Genomic DNA, 15,401 nt, shown 5'->3' with positions numbered 1-15,401 from the left:
CTTCCGGCGAGTCCTGAGGCTGACACAGGGCATGTCATATCGCTTTCCCCTCAAACGGTTTGGGCGTCGCCGTCGAGCAGTTCGTGCAATGCCACGCTGATGTGGCCGATCGTCGAGAAGGTCGAGCGGTTGAGCATCGCGTCGAGGAACTCGACGTCGAAACGTTCCTCGAGCGCGAGCATGACCTTGACGCTCGCGAACGAGGTCATTCCCGCGAGGTAGAGGTCGTCGCCCTCACCCAGGGCATCGGAATCGACGTTGCCGTGCTCGCGCAGGACATCCCTGATCGCGGTGCCGATGGTGTCGGCGTGCATCGAGCTCACCTCCTGTGCCGGGTCGTGGTCGTCGCCGCGTACCGCTCGAGCACCGGCCAGACGCGCCCGTGCAGCTCGGTCTCGCGTGCGCGCAGGTCGGTCAGCAGCCGGCGAACGCGCGCCTCGCGCGATCGTCCACCCGCCACCGGCACCGCACTGATCGCGAGGCCGTGCGTGAGGTACCACCGCCGCGACAACGACAGGAACGACGGCGCGGCGTCGCCGAAGGCCTCGTCGAGCTCACCGAGAAGCGTGAACAGCCCGGCGAGATAGAGCCGCTCGCCGCCGACGCGGGTGACGTCGGCCATCTCGCCGTTCTCGCCCAGCCATGCGCGGTACGCGTCGAACCGTGCGAGATCGTCGGCCCAGTGGCGCCCGAGCGACCGGGCGAACGTCGCCGCGATCTCCTCCAGCGTCGCCTCCCGCCGCGGCGGATGCGACGAGACGTAGAGATGGTGCGCCTCCACACAGGGGTGCGTGCGCATGCGGCGGTAGTGCTCGCCGGAGACGACGACGGGCTCTGGGCGGTTCATCGTGTCGAGGATCGTCGCGGCGTCCGGTCGCCGGTCGAGCACGACGACGGTGTGGGCCACGTGCTCGCGCCCTGCGTACTCCGAGTGGACCTCGAAGGCGTCGATCTCCGCGACGAACGCCAGTTTCCGCTCGGCGATCGAGAGCTCGGCCGCCTCGGCCTCGTCCCAGGTTGCGAAGTCCATTCGCCGGACGTCGAGCTCGTGCGTCGCGTTGAGCGTCTCGATCCAGCGGTCGCCGCGTCGCAGAACCGTCGAGTTTCCGTCCCACGAGAACCCCCACGACGGGCAGACCTTGCGATCGGCTCCCGCAAGCCCCTGGGCCTCGAGGATGTTCGCCACGCCTTGCCAGTGGCATGTCGCGAGTGGCTGGAACCCGGTGTGGACAGCCGCCACGCCCATGCCGCTCACCACGCCCATGCTGCTCACCGTGCCGCTCACCACGCCCATGACGACTCCCGGTCCTCGACGAGCTCCAATAGGAAGCCGAGCCGCAGCGGCCGTACGAAGTTCACGAGATAGCGGTCGACGATCATCAGCGGCCGCTCGCCGGTCAGCTCGTATCCGCTTTCGCCGAGGACCCGCTGGGCGTCGAGCATTCTCGGGACCTCGATGCCGACGTGGTGTAACGCGTGCGGGATCGCATTCGTCGAAGACGCCTCGCTCAGCGGCACGACAAGCTCGATCGCGAGCCCAGGGCCGGGGCAGAAATGACATCTGCAGGCATGGTCGTCGAGGTCGTTGACCCAGGCGGCGGTCAGCCCGAGGTCCCGCATCACCCGACGCGCCGCGCGGTCGCTCGGCACGCGCACTCCGAGATGGTGGAAGCGGTACGGCACGCCGTGCGCGAACAGCGCGGCGGCCGCCCCGTCGCCCGCGCCGAGAACCGTCTCGCTTGCCGCGGCGCCGATCCCGATGGCGTCCGGGCACGCCGTCCCGGTGTCGAACATCTCGCCCATCTCAGCTCAGGCTCTCGAGCAGGTGATCGGAGGTGCGGTGCGCGAGCGCCATGATCGTGATCATGGGGTTGACCCCCGGCGCGGTCGGAAACGCCGACCCGTCGCCGATCCAGGCACCCGGCAGGTCGTGCAACTCACCCCGCCCGTCGGCGACCGAGGTCAGCGGATCGGTTCCCATCCGGCACGTCCCCATCTGGTGCGCGGTGAAGTAGAGGATGTCGTTCGTGCCGTAGGACGCCGCGCGCAGTCGCTCGGCATAGGCCTCAAAGTCCTCGCCGCGCCGCCAGCGCGCGGGCTTGCCGTGCAGGGTGTAGATCTCAGCGGCGCCCGCCGCCGCGTGGACACGAGCGGTCTCGATGTGTGCGCGTACGGCGAGCTCACGGTCAACAGGATCGTCGAGATCCCAGCGCACGACCGAGCGACCGCGCTCATCGATGACGACCTCGCCCGCGCCGTGGTCGCGGATGAAACTCACGAACGACGCGGTCCGCGGCAGGCGGAGCATCTCCTCCTTGTGGCGCCGCCCGTCCTCCCAGCCGACGCCCGCCGCCCAGAAACCGGGGAACACACCGAGCCCCTCGATGAGGAAGCCGTGCCCGTCGACGACGTCGCGAAACGACTCGCAGACAAGCGACTGTGCCTGGCCGATCCAGGCCTGGACGGGCTCGTCGTAGACACCGGCGACGCTGAACGCGGGCTGGACGCGCAGGTAACGGCCGACCGCCGGACCCCCCACACCGGAGCGCAACAGGAGCGCGGGCGACTCGACGGCGCCCGCGGCGACGACGACCGCGCGCGCGTTCACGATCAGCCTGCGCCGGGAACCGTCGCCGTCCGCGAGGACGGCCTCGATTCCGCGTGCCCGTCCGCCCGCGGACAGCACGCCCCGCGCCCAGCAGTTGACGATCGTCCGCGCACCCGCGTCGGAGGCGTCCTGGAGGTAGGTCTTGAGCATCGAGAGCTTGAGGCCCTGCTGGCAACCGAAACCGCAGTAGCCGCAGTAGCGCGCATCGTCGTGAAGCTCGGCGTTGCGCGTGATGACGCGATGCTCAAGGCCCAGCGCGTCGAGCCCGTCGCGCAACCGCTTGTGGGTGCCGTTCGCACGTGTCGCCTCGACATTGATCGCGAGGCGCTCGCACACCGGATCGAGGTGGCGTGCCGGGAAGTCGTCGGCGCCGATGTCGGCGACGCCGAGCCGCGCCCACTCCTCGCGGATCGCGTCGGGGGTGCGGATGCAGCTCATGTAGTTACTCACGCTGCCGCCGCCGAGCGTCGAGCCTGCGAGCACCGCGATCGAGCCGCTCTCGGACGTCATCAGCCCGCCGCCGAGGTACAGCTGCCGCAGACCGGCAAGCTCGAGCTGCCGGAAGTCCTGCTCGTTGTGATAGCCGCCCGCCTCGAGGACGATGACCGAGAGGCCCGCCTGTGCACAGCGCGCCGCGACGACCGCGCCGCCCGGACCGGAGCCGACGACGCAGACGTCGACATCGAGCGTCGCGGGCAGGTTGCTCGCGGACAGTGTCGCGATCGTCTTCGGCGCCCTGGCGGCCGTCGGCGGCCGCGTCACCGGACCGGGGTAGCCGATCGCGGGCCAGTTCGGGTTACGGCCGGTCTCGTCGGTGAGCGCGTAGAAGAGCAGCAACGTGAGGATCTTGACCTGCTGCAGCCTCCGCTTGACGTCCGGGCCCCTGTCCCAGGCGAGCGCGAGCGTCCGAGCGCGCTGCGGCAACGACTGCTCGTGGAACGCGCGTCGCGTGAGCCCGTCGAGGAACCGCTGCGCTCCCGCGAGTTGCCCGGCGCTCAGCACGGTGGGAAGCAGAGCCTCGATCTCCCACGGGACGCCGAGGTCGCCGGCGCTCCGCCGCATGAACGCACGCACAGCCGGATCCGCGGAATCGCTCTCGAATGCCGGGACAAACGTGTCACACAGCGCCACCAGCGCCTGGAGCTGGGCTTCGGTGAGTACACGACCGACTGTCTGTGCCACGCCCATCAGCGCCATACCCCGCTTTCGAAACGGTGCCGACGCCTGACGGGAAACCTCGGCGCACAGAATTCGAGCGATGGAGGTTATTTTCTTTCCGCTGAGCCCCAAACCCGCTTTTACCGAAGCCTGACGAAACCTCGGCGCACGGAATTCGAGCGAGAGGGGTTATTTTCTCCCCTGAGCCCCAAACCTGCTTTTGCCGCATGCGCAGTGAGGGCACGCTGCTACTCGACTACCGCGGAGGCGATCGTGGACGTACGCGCCATAGAAAAATGGGATATTCACTATCGCGACAATCCGGTGCTGCGCACTCCCCATGGCATCGAGCTGTACTACGAGCTGCAGGGCGAAGGGCCGCCGCTGACCATCGTGAGCAACTTCTTCCTCGCGAGCGTCGCCTGGCGGAACTTCACGAAACGGCTCGTGACAAGCCATCGCCTCCTCACCTATGACCTGCGCAACCAGGGTGCGTCCTCTGACGGCGACGGCTCGTTCGCCAACCACGTCGAGGACCTCGCGGCGCTGCTCGACGGCCTGGGGATCGAGCAGACGTGGCTGCTCGGCACGTCGAGCTCGACGCAGCTGACGCGCGACTTCGCGATCGCCCATCCCGAGCGCGTGCGCGGGCTCGTGTTCTGCGGGCCGACGGTTCATCCGAGCGGCGGTAAGCGGCGCAAGTATCTCCTGCGGGCGTGGCTCGACGACCTCGAGCGCGGCGGGCTGCGGGCGCTGTTCGACAATTTCTATCCGCTCGTCTTCGCCGACCGTACGATCGAGCACGGCGGCACCCCCTCCTACCTCGCACTCCGCGAGCGCTTTCTCGCGGTGAACTCGACGCGCCAGCTGGAGCGCAACATGCGCGGCGCCCTGGAATCGGTCGATTCAACGGACAAGCTGCGCCGGCTCACCTGCCCCGTTCTCCTCCTGAGCGGTGATGCCGACTACCTCGTGAGCGCCGCCGCGCTCGCCGAGGCACACGAGCTGATCCCCGACGCAACCGTCGAGATCATCCCGGATTGCGGGCACAGCCCCTACGCGGAGACGACGGACCTCTTCGAGGCGGCCGTCGAGCGGTTCGTCGCGCGGCATGAGCGCTGAGCAGCCGCGCCCCGGAGCGGATCCGGCCGCGGATCCGGCTGCGGATCCGGCTGCGGATCCGGCTGCGGATCCGGCCATGGTCGAGCTGCTCGTGCGGCTGCTTGAGGAAGCGTCGGGACACAGCGTCGTCATTGACCGCCGCGACGTCGGCCCCGGGTCGATCAGGCGGCTGCGGGTCAGCTCGTCGATCATGGTTGCGTACCTCGTCGCGATCGAGGACGAGCTGTCGTTCGTCTGGGAGGACGGAGTGGCGCCCGAGGTCTTCGACTCCTTCGAAGCGCTCGCGGAGTTCCTGCACCGGCGGTTGCCACGCGCCGAGGCACCGCGCTGATGGCCCGATCACCGCGTACACATCTGGTCACCGGCGCGACCGGTTTCATCGGCGCGGCACTCGTGCTCGAGCTCCTGTCCAGCGATCCCGACTGCCTCGTCGTCTGCCTCGTGCGCGAGTCGAAGCACGCAGGCGCGGGTGAGCGCCTGCGTTCGGCGCTGACGACCGCGGCGCGACTCTACGGCTCGACGACATCGGCTGCGGACCTGCGCCTGCGTGCCAGAGCCGTCGTCGGCGATGTCACGCGGCCGCGCTGCGGTGTCAGCACAGGCGAGGTCGGGCCCGTCGACGAGCTGTGGCATTGCGCGGCATCGCTGGACTACCGCGAGACGCACAGTGACGAGATCATGCGCCAGAACCTGACGGGCACCGAGCACGTGCTCGAACTGCTGCAGGCGGTCGGCGGTCCCACGCTCAACCACTTCAGCACGGCATATGTCGCGGGTTCGCGGACGGGCGAGATCGCGGAGGAGCCCGCACTCGACCGCGGTGTCGCCAACAACGCCTACGAACGCAGCAAGATCGCAGCCGAGCAACTGGTCGCGCAGGCCGGTGTCACAGTGCGGATCATGCGCCCGAGCATCGTCATCGGTCACAGTGTGACGTGCGCGACGACCGGCTTCAGCGGCGTCTACGGCTTCATCGAGGATCTCGCGCGGCTGAAGGCCGAGGTAAGCATGCGTCTCGGCGATTTCCTCAAGCACCGCGCGATCCGCTCCCGGGCGCACGCCGACGCGGAGCTGAACCTCGTGCCCGTCGACGTCGTCGCGCGCACAGCCGTCGCGCTCGGCGCCGCGTCCGCCCCTGGCGCCGTCTATCACCTCACGAACGCGACTCCACCGACAATCGACGACATCGTGCGTGTCGTCTGCCAGGAGCTGGGCGTGCGGCCGTTCGAGCTCGGTGCCTCGCCGCAGGAATTCACGACGATCGACGAGCAGTTCGACTCGGACCAGCGAATGGCCTTCTTCCGTTCATACATCACGGTCCAGCGCTCGTTCGACCAGAGCAACGTACGCCGGGTGCTGGGAGCTCCGGCCTGCGCCGACCCGCTGCAGAAACGCTGGCGCGAGTACGTGCGCTGGTACCTGCACTCGCGCGACACGACCCGGGACCACCGCGGCGCCAGGAAGTACCGCATCTTCCCGACGAGCTCTTGACAACTGCTCAGCCGCAGCGGCGAAAGGCCACAATGCCGTAGACGTCACGGTCGCGCTCCGATCGTGGCCACGTGACGCACGATACCGACGCGGAGCGCGGCCGACGCGCACAGCATGGCGATGCCGTCCACCGCCAGGTCGAGTGGATGCAGCGCGACCGGACGTCGCGGCGGCGCGCCGTCAACGCTGGAGAGGACCGGTCGCCAGTCATCGCCGACGTCGACGACGAACGTGTTCAAGCCACGGCCGAGGCCTTCACCGGTCATCTTCAGGTACGCCTCCTTGGCGGCCCACAGCGTCGCGAAGAGCCGTGGGCGCAGCGCGGGGTCGCATTCGCGGACGCGCCACGCCTCCGCCTCCGCGAAGCAGCGCGCGCTGACACGCTCGTACCTGCCGCCTCGTGGCAGCTCCTCGATGTCGACGCCGACCTCCTCACCGCGCGTCACGGCCAGCAGGGCGACCGTCCGCGTGTGGCTGAGGCTGAAGCGGATCGAGGTTCCCGGCAGGTACGGCTTGCCGTACGGCCCACGCGCGAATGCGAGCGACACCGGTGCGACACCGAGCTCCTGGCCGAGCACGGCGCGCACGAACGCGCGGGCCGTGATGAAGCGAGCACGCGCATCCGACGAGACGATCTCGGTCGCGCGCCGCAGCTCGGCGGCGTCGAGCCCATCCGCCAGCGCCGCCGCGGCCGTTGGATCGCCGTCGAGCGCGATGCTCCACAGCGCCACCCGATCGGCCTCTGAGCGCATCGCGGGCACCCTCCGCTCAGCGTCCAGGCACGCGCATCCGCCGTGCCCGGGGTCGTACGACCAGCAGCGCGACGGGTGAGATCGTGGGCACAACGCGCTCCAGCTCGAAGCCGGAGGCCTCCAGCAACATGCGGAACTCCTCCTCCGTTCGCTCGCGGCCACCGGTGTGAACGAGCATCTCGAGGTCCATGAGTTTCGCGAACGAGGGCTCGTCCGCGGGCGGAACGACCATCTGCAGGAGTAGGAGCACGCTGTCCTCGCGCATCGCCCGGCGTACCGTACGCAGGATCGCGGTCGCGTGCTCGTCGTCCCAGTCGTTCACGACCATCGACAGCATGTACGCGGCATGGCCGTCGGGAACGGTCGCGAAGTAGTCACCGGCGACGACCTCGCAGCGTCCCTCGAGACCGGCGGCGGCGATGGTCTCGCGTGCGGCCTCGACGACCGCAGGCAGGTCGACGAGCACCCCGCGCAGGTGGCCGTGCATGCCGAGTAGACCGCAGAGCACCTCACCCCGTCCGCCGCCGACGTCGACGAGCGTGTCGATCCCCTCGAAACCGTCGTACGTCGCGGCGGCGAGCAGGTTCGAAGTCGTCGAGAACTCGCTCATCGCGTCGTGGTAGATCTCGGCGGCGGCCGGGTCCTTCGCGAAGAACGCGAACTGGTCACAGCCGTGGACGCGATCGAAGGCCGGGTCGCCGCCGCGAACCGTCTCGAGCAGATCGCCCCACGGTCCCCAATGCCACGACGCGCCGTGCCACAGCGCGAGCGCGCGAACGGAGCCGGGCAGGCCGGAGACGAGCGGTTCGGACACCGGCGTGAGCGCGAAGGCGCGCCCCTCGTGCTCCTCGAAGACCTCGGCCGTCGCAAGCGCGCGCATGACGCGGTACAGCGGGCCGGGATCGGCACCGACCTGGGCGGCGATCTCATCGACCTGGCGCGGGCCATCACGCAACACGTCCGCGACACCGAGGTGCGCGACGACGCACAGAGACTGGGAGACCCAGTAGCCGAGCATCACCTGCAGGAGGGCCGCGACCGGCAGTGCGGCACGGTCGGCGATGGGCACGGGACGAACGGCCTGCGGCGCATCATCCTCAGCCACGAGCGACACCCGGCCCTGTCGGCATGTATCTCATCACACACTCTCGCAAGCGCTCCACCGATGCCGTGGCCCGTTGACGACCTCAACCGATTTTAGTAATTCAAGCCACGGGAAGCCCGCTTTTCATTCACGGGCGTTTTCCGACATTCGACGCGTAAGCCATGTCCATCCTGTTGTCTCCCATTGTTTGGACCGGCTTTCATCAGGCGATCACCAGGTCATGACTGCGGATGAAAACAGCATTATCCAGGCTATTTCCTGCAGCCTGCTTGGGTGCTTGACACCATAAGTCGCTTCCGTAAGCTGAGGTGCCAGGGGATTGTGTTCCGGCCGTCTGAGGTCGTCCGGATTTCGTCGCACGGGACAACGCGCCGAAACCCGCAGTACACAAGCATTAAGAATTAAGGGGAACGTCATGGGTGTTGAGAACAACATCGCGCTGGTCCGCCGTACCATCGAGGAGGCCTACAACCACGGCAACGTCGATGTGTACGACCAGACGCTGACCGAGAACTACGTCGCGCACGCCCCCGGCCGGGGCGACAAAATCAATGGCCGCGACGGTGCCAAGCATCGGGTGCTGGCCCTGCGCCGGGCCGCCCCCGACCTGCGCGTCACCATAGACAAGCTCGTCGCCGACGACGATCACGTCGTCACGCAGTGGCGGCTCAAGGGAACCCACGACGGACCGTTCAACGACCTCGCGCCGACCAACCGCCCGGTGACGCTGGCGGGCGCCACGATCGACCGGTTCGTCAACGGCCAGGTCGCGGAGAGCTGGCACTACTGGGACACGGCGCACCTGGACACACAGCTCGGGACGGCGTAGCGCGCGATCCGGGAAACACCCGGAACATATACACCCGGCCGACCTACCCCCCTTGGCCGTGGGCGGGCCCCGAAACCCCGGGCAGCCCGCCCCGGCACCCCCACCGGCGTGTCCGCCAAGCGGATGGGTGGGCATCAACCGCCTCACCGAAGCCGCCACCCCACGGGCGGGAAGGCCCTCAGCCCTGCGCTCCTCCCCCCACGTGACGCTTCAGCCACGGCGATCACCCCCGACGAACCCCACCGCAACGCGACCCCCGCCCCCAGCTTCAGTCGACCCGACCAGATAGACGCTCATAGCGCTGCCTGGCTGCCTGCGAGGTGCCGAGACCAAGACCGAAGGCGATCTCCTGCCAGGTCATGCCCCGCCCGCGGGCCATCAGCAAAAGCCCCGCCTCCAGCTGGTCCACCTCCGCGCGCACCAGCGGGATGAGCGTCAAAGCGGCGGTGATGTCGGCGGTGTCGACCTCGGGCTCGTCCTCCTCGCGCAGCGCCGACCCTCCGGCGAGAAACGACACGAGCCTGACGGCCTCGTGCGGACCGAGCACCTCGGGATGGACCTGCCGGGAGCGCTGCGCCTCGGTGGCGGCGTGCCGCTCGGCGATGCGGTGAAGAGACGCGTACACACGGTGCGCCCGCTCCCTGCTCGGGTTCGGAGGCGCGAAAGGGTCGACGGACCCATCAGAACCGGTAGCCATACTCCCAGCATGCAACCATCAACATCTTGTTGTCAACAGAGTGATGCAAACAAGATGTTCACAAGCACGGAACACGTCCCCGCCGGCGACAAACCGGATCCACAGCACCGGGACGCCCTCGGAGTCCAGGAACATCCGAATCCCCCGGAAACGGCCGCGGCCGATCCCCACACAGGGACTTTGTGCCCTATCACCCGAAGATCGGCCTCACTATCGTCACTCAAGCCGATCGCCATCAGACCACACGCCCGCAGAAAGGCCTCGACCGAGAAACGCACCGAATCCGCGCCCCCGGAATTCCGCCGACCCCTCATATGGAATTTCGGCGCCCGATGCCGAACCACGGGGCGTGGTCCGCACGTCACACGGAATACCGGAAACGCGTCGCAGGCCAAGCCTCTTACCGCCTGCTTACGCCTGTTGTTTTAGCATCGCCACGTTCGCTTGTCCGCGAGACCAGGCGGCACCTCATCCGCAAGGCCACGCGGCGCAAAGCCCCCACGACGAAAGAGCGGGTCCGCGGCTGCCCGCACGGAGGAAACCCCCATGGCCAAAGACGTCCACCAGCGACCCGGCCGAACGTCGGAATCGTCACACCGGCGGTGGTTCCTCGTCACGACGGCCCTGCTGAGCCTCGCGGGCCTGGCGGTCTCGGTCTACCTGACTCTCGCCCACTACGACACCGCGGTCTCCCTCGTGTGCGTCGAGAACTCCACCATCGACTGCGCCTCCGTGACATCGAGCGGATACTCCGAGTTGCTCGGGATACCGGTACCCGTCCTGGGCCTGGCGTTCTTCGTGGGGATCGGGGCTCTGACCACCCCCTGGGCCTGGCGCTCCGAGTCACCCCTCCTCCGCTGGGGACGGCTCGGCGCCGTAATCGTCGGAGTGCTCTTCGTGGTCTATCTGGTGAGTGCGGAACTACTCGTTCTCGGCAAGATCTGTCTGTGGTGCACGGCCGTACATGTGATCACCGTCGCGCTTTTCGGGTTTGTCGTCGCCGATGAATACCGGCGTATCGGCCAGAGGACCTGACCGTCGTTTCCGCCGGACCAAGAACAAAGGCTTGGAAGCATATCGATGAGGAGTACCGATGAGTAAAAATAATCGGCAAAGGTCGGCCAGGGAGCGGATCGCCGAAGAGCGCAGAAAGGAGGCCGCCCGCGCGAGGCAGCGAAAACTGCTGCTGGGCGTTCTCGGCGGCATCACCGTGGCGGCGGCGGCCGTGGTCGTCGTGGTCGTCACGCAGAACAACGCGAGCAGGAGCGACCAGAAGGGCATTGCCTACACCGGGCCGCTGGCCCCGACCGTCCGCCAGGCGGACGGATCGATTCTCATGGCGAAGGACGGCGTCACCGCCCCCACCCTGGAGATCTTCGAGGACTTCCAGTGCCCCTTCTGCAAGAAGCTCGAGGACTCCGCGGGCGACGCGATATACAAGGCCGCCGCCGATGGCAAGGCCAGGGTGATCTTCCGCCCGTTCCAGCTCTTCCAGGCGCCCGGCCATCCGGAACCCGTCCCGTCGGTCTCCCGGCGTGGCGCCAACGCGGCCCTGTGCACCCCGCCCGGCAAATGGGCCTCGTACGCCAAGACGCTGTTCGCCCACCAGCCGGTAGAGGGCCAGAACGGGTTCGAGAACAAGGACCTCCTGAACTGGGCGCGGGATCTCGGCTTCTACGACGCCGGGTTCGACAAGTGCGTGACAGGCATGGAGAAGGCGGGGGACCTCGCCAAGGCCACCCAGTACGCCCAGGACCAGAAGGTGAACAGCACCCCCACCCTGCGGCTCAACGGCAAGGACCTGACCCCGGAGCAGGTGAACCAGATCCTCTCCAGCCCTTCCAGCCTCGAGCAGATCCTCACCACCGCCGCCTCGGCCCCCAGCACCTCACCGTCACCGGCCACAACCGACAAATAGCCACATGGCAACAGAACCAGACATAACCGGATGAGAATCCAGCGTCGCCACCCGACATCATGACCTGCTGAGACCTACTGGATCTGGGCGCGGGGGCCGAGGTGGATGCCACCGCCGACATCGAGCAGGTGCCGGAGAGAGCAGGCCGATGGCAACAGATATGATCTGAACAAACACATCGAGTGACGGGGACGATGTTGCGGTGATCGACGTGAGGAGCGCGCTCGAGTACTGGCCGTCACCTCCTCCATGGGGATGGAAGGCCGACGACCTCGATCATCTTCCTCCCGAAGGACCGAACGGTGAGCCCGACTTCTTCAAGCACGTCGAGCTCATCGATGGAGCCCTCGTCTTCATGGCCCCTCAGAGGCGTTCTCACCAACGCATGATCCAGCGCCTCGGCGAGGCGCTCCACGGCCGGGTCCCGGAGCGCTTGTCAGTGGTGGAGCGGATGGACGTCAAACTCGGGCATCGGATGCGGCCATGCCCCGATGTGCTGGTCATCGACACCACGGCGGCCGATGACGACGACCGGACGTTCGACACCCCTGATGAGGTGCACCTCGTCGTCGAGGTCGTCTCACCGGAGTCGGAGGACCGCGACCGCAAGACCAAGCCGTTCCGTTACGCCGAGGCGGGGATCGCGCACTTCTGGCGGGTGGAGGGCAACGACAGCAGCCCCGTCGTCTACGTCTACGAGCTCGACCCCGCCACCGGAGCCTACGGCCTCACCGGCATCCACCACGGGCGGCTGACCGTCCCGGTCCCCTTCCCCCTCGACATCGATCTCGACAAGCTGCCCCGCTGAGTCCGGGAGAGACCTCCCGGCCACCGGTCAGGCCCCGTGCACGTGCGCGTCGTACAGCCGCCGCAGCAGGGTGTTGAAGTGCTCGCGGTCCCGGTCGTCCAGCGCGGCGAGGAAGTCGTCCTGGCTGGAGGCCGCCCCGGCGGCGAGACTGTCGGCGAGAGCGCTCCCTCCGTCGGTCAGGGCGACCGTACGGCGCCGCCCGTCCGCCGGGTCGGGTTGCCGCCTGACCAACCCCCTGGCGGCCAGGGCGTCCAGCACCGGCACGATGTTGCGGGCGTCGACGGCGACCAGGTGAGCGAGCCGCTGCTGCCCCATGGACCCCTGGTCTCTGAGCACCACCAGCACCGAGTACTGGCTCTGGGTCAGCTCATGGGCGGCCAGGAACGTCGTCCACGAGCGTGAAGCCAATGACCCCAGGCGTGCAAGCAGGAAGCCCGAGCCCCGCTCGAACGCGGGACGATCGCCGTCGCCTCCGATCATAGCCCTCACCTTAACAGATAGACATAAATCATGTCTGTATATATACATGAATCATGTCTATCGAACCGCGTCACACCCACCTGAACCTCGGAGACCACACGCTGCACGTCGTCGAGACCGGCGACCCGCACGGCCGGCCGTACCTGTTCCTGCACGGCTGGCCGCAATCATGGCGAGCCTGGAAGGACGTCATGCTGCTCGCCGCGCCCGAGGCCAGGGCTGTCGCCGTCGACCTGCCTGGAGTGGGTGAGTCGACCGCCACGGCGGACGGGGGCAGCAAGCACCTCACGGCGGCCAGGATCCATGCGCTGATCCAGGCCCTCGGGCTCACCGACGTCACCCTGGTCGGCCACGACGGGGGCGGAATGGTGGCCTACGCCTACCTCCGCCGGTATCCGCAGATCGCCCGCGTCGTCATCATGAACACGGTGATCCCCGGCGTCGAGCCGTGGAGCGACGTTCTGCGGAACCCCTACATCTGGCACTTCGGCCTGCATAACGTGCCGGGGCTGCCCGAGACGCTGGTGCGAGGGCGTCAGGCCGAGTACTTCGACTACTTCTACGACATCCTGTCCGTCGACCCGTCGAAGATCGTCCCGGAGGCGCGAACCGCTCACGCCGCCGCCTACCGGAGCGACGCCTCTCTCACCGCCGGGTTCGACCTCTATCGGGCCTTCGCCCAGGACGCCCGGGACAACGCCGCCTCCGCCGCGGCCGGACCCGTCCGCACCCCGCTGCTCTATCTACGGGGCCAGGGCGAGGGAGGCGACATCGCGGCCTACGCGGCGGGGTTCCGCGAGGCCGGGGTCGAGAACCTGACCTCGGCCGTGATCCCCGGCGCGGGCCACTTCGCGCCGGAGGAGGCGCCGGCCGAGGTCTGGCGGCTCATCAGCGACTTCGCCGCCTCATAGCAGGGTCACCGCCTCAGGAAGCCTGGGCTGCGGCCTTCGCGGCGAGCGGGAGGGCCTCGGCGATGCGGGACAGGGCCTCGTCGTCGTGGGCGGCCGACAGGAACCACGCCTCGTAGGCCGAAGGGGGCAGGTAGACGCCCTGGTCAAGCATGGCGTGGAAGAACGCCCGGTAGGCGGCGGTGTTCTGGCTCTGCGCCCCGGCGAAGTCGGTGACCCGCTCCTCGGTGAAGAAGATGGAGAACAGGCTGCCCGCGCGCTGCAGGCGGTGCGGCACCCCGGCCGCGGCCAGGGCGTCGGCGGCGGCGCGACCGATGACCAGGGCGGCGGCGTCGACCCGGTCGTAGACCTCGTCGTCGCAGGCGCGCAGCGTGGCCAGGCCCGCGGCGCAGGCCAGCGGGTTCCCGGACAGGGTACCCGCCTGGTAGACCGGGCCCTCGGGGGCGAGGTGAGCCATCACGTCGGCGCGACCGCCGAACGCGGCGGCGGGCAGGCCGCCGCCCATCACCTTGCCGAAGGTCATCAGGTCGGCGTCGACCGGGTCGAGGCCGTACCACCCGGCCTCGGAGACCCGGAAACCGGTGAGCACCTCGTCGATGATCAGTAGGGCGCCGTGCGCGGTGCACAGCTCGCGCAGTTTGGCGTTGAAGCCGTCCAGCGGGGGGACGACGCCCATGTTGGCCGGGCAGGCCTCGGTGATCACACACGCGATCTCGGCGCCGAACGCCTGGAACGCCTCGGTCACGGCCTCGACCGAGTTGTAGGGCAGCACGACCGTGTCGGCGGCCGAGGCACCGGTGACGCCGGGGGTGTCGGGCAGGCCGAAGGTGACCAGGCCGGATCCGGCGGAGGCGAGCAGAGCGTCGACGTGACCGTGGTAGCAGCCCGCGAACTTGACGACCTTCGACCGTCCGGTGAACCCGCGCGCCAGCCGTACGGCCGACATCGTGGCCTCGGTGCCCGAGCTGACCAGGCGGACCTTCTCCACCGGGTCGACGAGGGAGACGATCTCCTCGGCGAGCTCGACCTCGCCGGGCGTCGCCGTACCGAACGAGGTCCCGGCCGCGAGCGCCTCCTGCAGGGCCTCGACCACGGCCGGGTGCCGGTGCCCGAGGATCATCGGGCCCCACGAGCAGACCAGGTCGACGTAGCGGTTGCCGTCCACGTCGGTGATGTACGGCCCCTGGCCCGAGGCCATGAACCGGGGTGTGCCGCCGACGGCGCCGAAGGCGCGGACGGGGGAGTTCACCCCTCCCGGGACGATCTCACGGGCGCGGGCGAACAGGTCCTCTGAGTTCTCAGTACGGCTCACGCCCTCCAGCGTAGCCACGGGAACGGCAGGCCCCACCGCCCGGGCGGGACTGGTTCTGGCTTGGCCACACCGGTATCGGGCCTGGGACCCGCCCCGCCCTCATCCCGTTGGGACTGTTTTTGGCGTGGGCGCGCCGGTGTCTGGACTGAGGAGCGAAGGAGCGAAGCGGATGAGCGACGAGGGAAGGCACCGGCACTGGGGCGCCCAGGCCCG

The 15,401-nt window shown here is 68.5% G+C and carries 17 protein-coding genes; 8 read left to right on the top strand and 9 right to left on the bottom strand.

The window, feature by feature from the left end:
- Positions 1–50: 50 nt before the first annotated feature.
- Genes AB0395_RS39030 through AB0395_RS39015 form a run of 4 tightly spaced genes read right to left on the bottom strand, consistent with a single transcriptional unit; the run spans position 51 to position 3,682 of the window.
- Entirely contained in the window at positions 51–314 is a 264-nt protein-coding gene (locus AB0395_RS39030; protein WP_366290315.1) for an acyl carrier protein, read from the bottom strand.
- A gap of 5 nt (positions 315–319) precedes the next feature.
- Positions 320–1,294, bottom strand: coding sequence for a hypothetical protein (locus AB0395_RS39025; RefSeq protein ID WP_366290313.1), 975 nt, complete (start codon positions 1,292–1,294; stop codon positions 320–322).
- Positions 1,282–1,803: a VOC family protein gene (locus tag AB0395_RS39020; RefSeq protein WP_366290311.1), complete on the bottom strand. Its 522-nt coding sequence runs from the start codon at positions 1,801–1,803 to the stop codon at positions 1,282–1,284. Before AB0395_RS39020 ends, AB0395_RS39025 begins: the two co-directional genes overlap by 13 nt.
- A gap of 1 nt (position 1,804) precedes the next feature.
- The gene (locus tag AB0395_RS39015) at positions 1,805–3,682 is read right to left on the bottom strand and encodes a GMC family oxidoreductase N-terminal domain-containing protein (protein ID WP_366290308.1); all 1,878 of its coding nucleotides are present in this window, start codon (positions 3,680–3,682) and stop codon (positions 1,805–1,807) included.
- 357 nt (positions 3,683–4,039) lie between these two features.
- Here AB0395_RS39015 and AB0395_RS39010 point away from each other — a divergent pair, with 357 nt between their 5' ends.
- From AB0395_RS39010 to AB0395_RS39000, 3 genes are read left to right on the top strand one after another with little or no spacing between them, the layout of a single operon-like run.
- Positions 4,040–4,888 (top strand): alpha/beta hydrolase, encoded by an 849-nt coding sequence (locus AB0395_RS39010; RefSeq protein WP_366290305.1) that lies wholly within the window; start codon positions 4,040–4,042, stop codon positions 4,886–4,888.
- The gene (locus AB0395_RS39005; RefSeq protein WP_366290302.1) at positions 4,878–5,219 is read left to right on the top strand and encodes a hypothetical protein; all 342 of its coding nucleotides are present in this window, start codon (positions 4,878–4,880) and stop codon (positions 5,217–5,219) included. Before AB0395_RS39010 ends, AB0395_RS39005 begins: the two co-directional genes overlap by 11 nt.
- The gene (locus AB0395_RS39000) at positions 5,219–6,379 is read left to right on the top strand and encodes an SDR family oxidoreductase (protein WP_366290299.1); all 1,161 of its coding nucleotides are present in this window, start codon (positions 5,219–5,221) and stop codon (positions 6,377–6,379) included. The genes AB0395_RS39005 and AB0395_RS39000 overlap by 1 nt, the downstream gene beginning before the upstream one ends.
- A 44-nt stretch (positions 6,380–6,423) precedes the next feature.
- Here the strand turns inward: AB0395_RS39000 and AB0395_RS38995 are convergent, their stop codons facing one another.
- Both AB0395_RS38995 and AB0395_RS38990 read right to left on the bottom strand, forming a co-directional pair.
- Positions 6,424–7,131, bottom strand: coding sequence for a 4'-phosphopantetheinyl transferase superfamily protein (locus tag AB0395_RS38995; protein ID WP_366290296.1), 708 nt, complete (start codon positions 7,129–7,131; stop codon positions 6,424–6,426).
- A 16-nt stretch (positions 7,132–7,147) separates the two neighbouring features.
- Entirely contained in the window at positions 7,148–8,236 is a 1,089-nt protein-coding gene (locus AB0395_RS38990) for a methyltransferase (RefSeq protein ID WP_366290293.1), read from the bottom strand.
- 415 nt (positions 8,237–8,651) lie between these two features.
- On the opposite strand from AB0395_RS38990, the gene AB0395_RS38985 reads away from it, so the two are divergent.
- Positions 8,652–9,065 (top strand): ester cyclase, encoded by a 414-nt coding sequence (locus AB0395_RS38985; RefSeq protein ID WP_366290290.1) that lies wholly within the window; start codon positions 8,652–8,654, stop codon positions 9,063–9,065.
- Positions 9,066–9,333: 268 nt separating this feature from the next.
- On the opposite strand, the gene AB0395_RS38980 is transcribed toward AB0395_RS38985, so the two are convergent.
- Positions 9,334–9,690, bottom strand: coding sequence for a DNA-binding protein (locus AB0395_RS38980; RefSeq protein WP_366290287.1), 357 nt, complete (start codon positions 9,688–9,690; stop codon positions 9,334–9,336).
- Positions 9,691–10,308: 618 nt separating this feature from the next.
- Between AB0395_RS38980 and AB0395_RS38975 the strand changes: the two genes are divergently transcribed.
- The 3 genes from AB0395_RS38975 to AB0395_RS38965 all read left to right on the top strand — a co-directional run bounded on the left by AB0395_RS38975 (position 10,309) and on the right by AB0395_RS38965 (position 12,488).
- A complete protein-coding gene (locus AB0395_RS38975; RefSeq protein ID WP_366290284.1) occupies positions 10,309–10,797 on the top strand; it encodes a vitamin K epoxide reductase family protein in 489 nt (162 codons plus the stop codon).
- A 58-nt stretch (positions 10,798–10,855) separates the two neighbouring features.
- Positions 10,856–11,680 (top strand): thioredoxin domain-containing protein, encoded by an 825-nt coding sequence (locus tag AB0395_RS38970; RefSeq protein WP_366290281.1) that lies wholly within the window; start codon positions 10,856–10,858, stop codon positions 11,678–11,680.
- Between the two features lie 202 nt (positions 11,681–11,882).
- Positions 11,883–12,488, top strand: a complete 606-nt coding sequence (locus AB0395_RS38965) for a Uma2 family endonuclease (RefSeq protein WP_366290278.1) — start codon at positions 11,883–11,885, stop codon at positions 12,486–12,488.
- Positions 12,489–12,515: 27 nt separating this feature from the next.
- Here AB0395_RS38965 and AB0395_RS38960 read toward each other — a convergent pair whose 3' ends face one another.
- Positions 12,516–12,968, bottom strand: coding sequence for a MarR family transcriptional regulator (locus AB0395_RS38960; RefSeq protein WP_366290275.1), 453 nt, complete (start codon positions 12,966–12,968; stop codon positions 12,516–12,518).
- A 53-nt stretch (positions 12,969–13,021) separates the two neighbouring features.
- Between AB0395_RS38960 and AB0395_RS38955 the strand changes: the two genes are divergently transcribed.
- A complete protein-coding gene (locus tag AB0395_RS38955) occupies positions 13,022–13,879 on the top strand; it encodes an alpha/beta hydrolase (RefSeq protein ID WP_366290272.1) in 858 nt (285 codons plus the stop codon).
- Between the two features lie 13 nt (positions 13,880–13,892).
- On the opposite strand, the gene hemL is transcribed toward AB0395_RS38955, so the two are convergent.
- Complete coding sequence (gene hemL, locus AB0395_RS38950; protein WP_366290269.1) at positions 13,893–15,188, bottom strand: glutamate-1-semialdehyde 2,1-aminomutase; 1,296 nt, start codon at positions 15,186–15,188, stop codon at positions 13,893–13,895.
- Between the last annotated feature and the right edge of the window lie 213 nt (positions 15,189–15,401).

It is taken from the genome of Streptosporangium sp. NPDC051023, assembly GCF_040689595.1.
Taxonomy (GTDB): domain Bacteria; phylum Actinomycetota; class Actinomycetes; order Streptosporangiales; family Streptosporangiaceae; genus Streptosporangium.
This window is presented reverse-complemented; position numbering and strand designations above follow the sequence as displayed.

Coding starts and splice junctions, on each gene's coding strand:
- AB0395_RS39030 (WP_366290315.1), bottom strand. CDS start 314: ATGCACGCCGACACCATCGGCACCGCGATCAGGGATGTCCTGCGCGAG.
- AB0395_RS39025 (WP_366290313.1), bottom strand. CDS start 1,294: ATGGGCGTGGTGAGCGGCACGGTGAGCAGCATGGGCGTGGTGAGCGGC.
- AB0395_RS39020 (WP_366290311.1), bottom strand. CDS start 1,803: ATGGGCGAGATGTTCGACACCGGGACGGCGTGCCCGGACGCCATCGGG.
- AB0395_RS39005 (WP_366290302.1), top strand. CDS start 4,878: ATGAGCGCTGAGCAGCCGCGCCCCGGAGCGGATCCGGCCGCGGATCCG.
- AB0395_RS39000 (WP_366290299.1), top strand. CDS start 5,219: ATGGCCCGATCACCGCGTACACATCTGGTCACCGGCGCGACCGGTTTC.
- AB0395_RS38995 (WP_366290296.1), bottom strand. CDS start 7,131: ATGCGCTCAGAGGCCGATCGGGTGGCGCTGTGGAGCATCGCGCTCGAC.
- AB0395_RS38985 (WP_366290290.1), top strand. CDS start 8,652: ATGGGTGTTGAGAACAACATCGCGCTGGTCCGCCGTACCATCGAGGAG.
- AB0395_RS38975 (WP_366290284.1), top strand. CDS start 10,309: ATGGCCAAAGACGTCCACCAGCGACCCGGCCGAACGTCGGAATCGTCA.
- AB0395_RS38970 (WP_366290281.1), top strand. CDS start 10,856: ATGAGTAAAAATAATCGGCAAAGGTCGGCCAGGGAGCGGATCGCCGAA.
- AB0395_RS38960 (WP_366290275.1), bottom strand. CDS start 12,968: ATGATCGGAGGCGACGGCGATCGTCCCGCGTTCGAGCGGGGCTCGGGC.
- AB0395_RS38955 (WP_366290272.1), top strand. CDS start 13,022: ATGTCTATCGAACCGCGTCACACCCACCTGAACCTCGGAGACCACACG.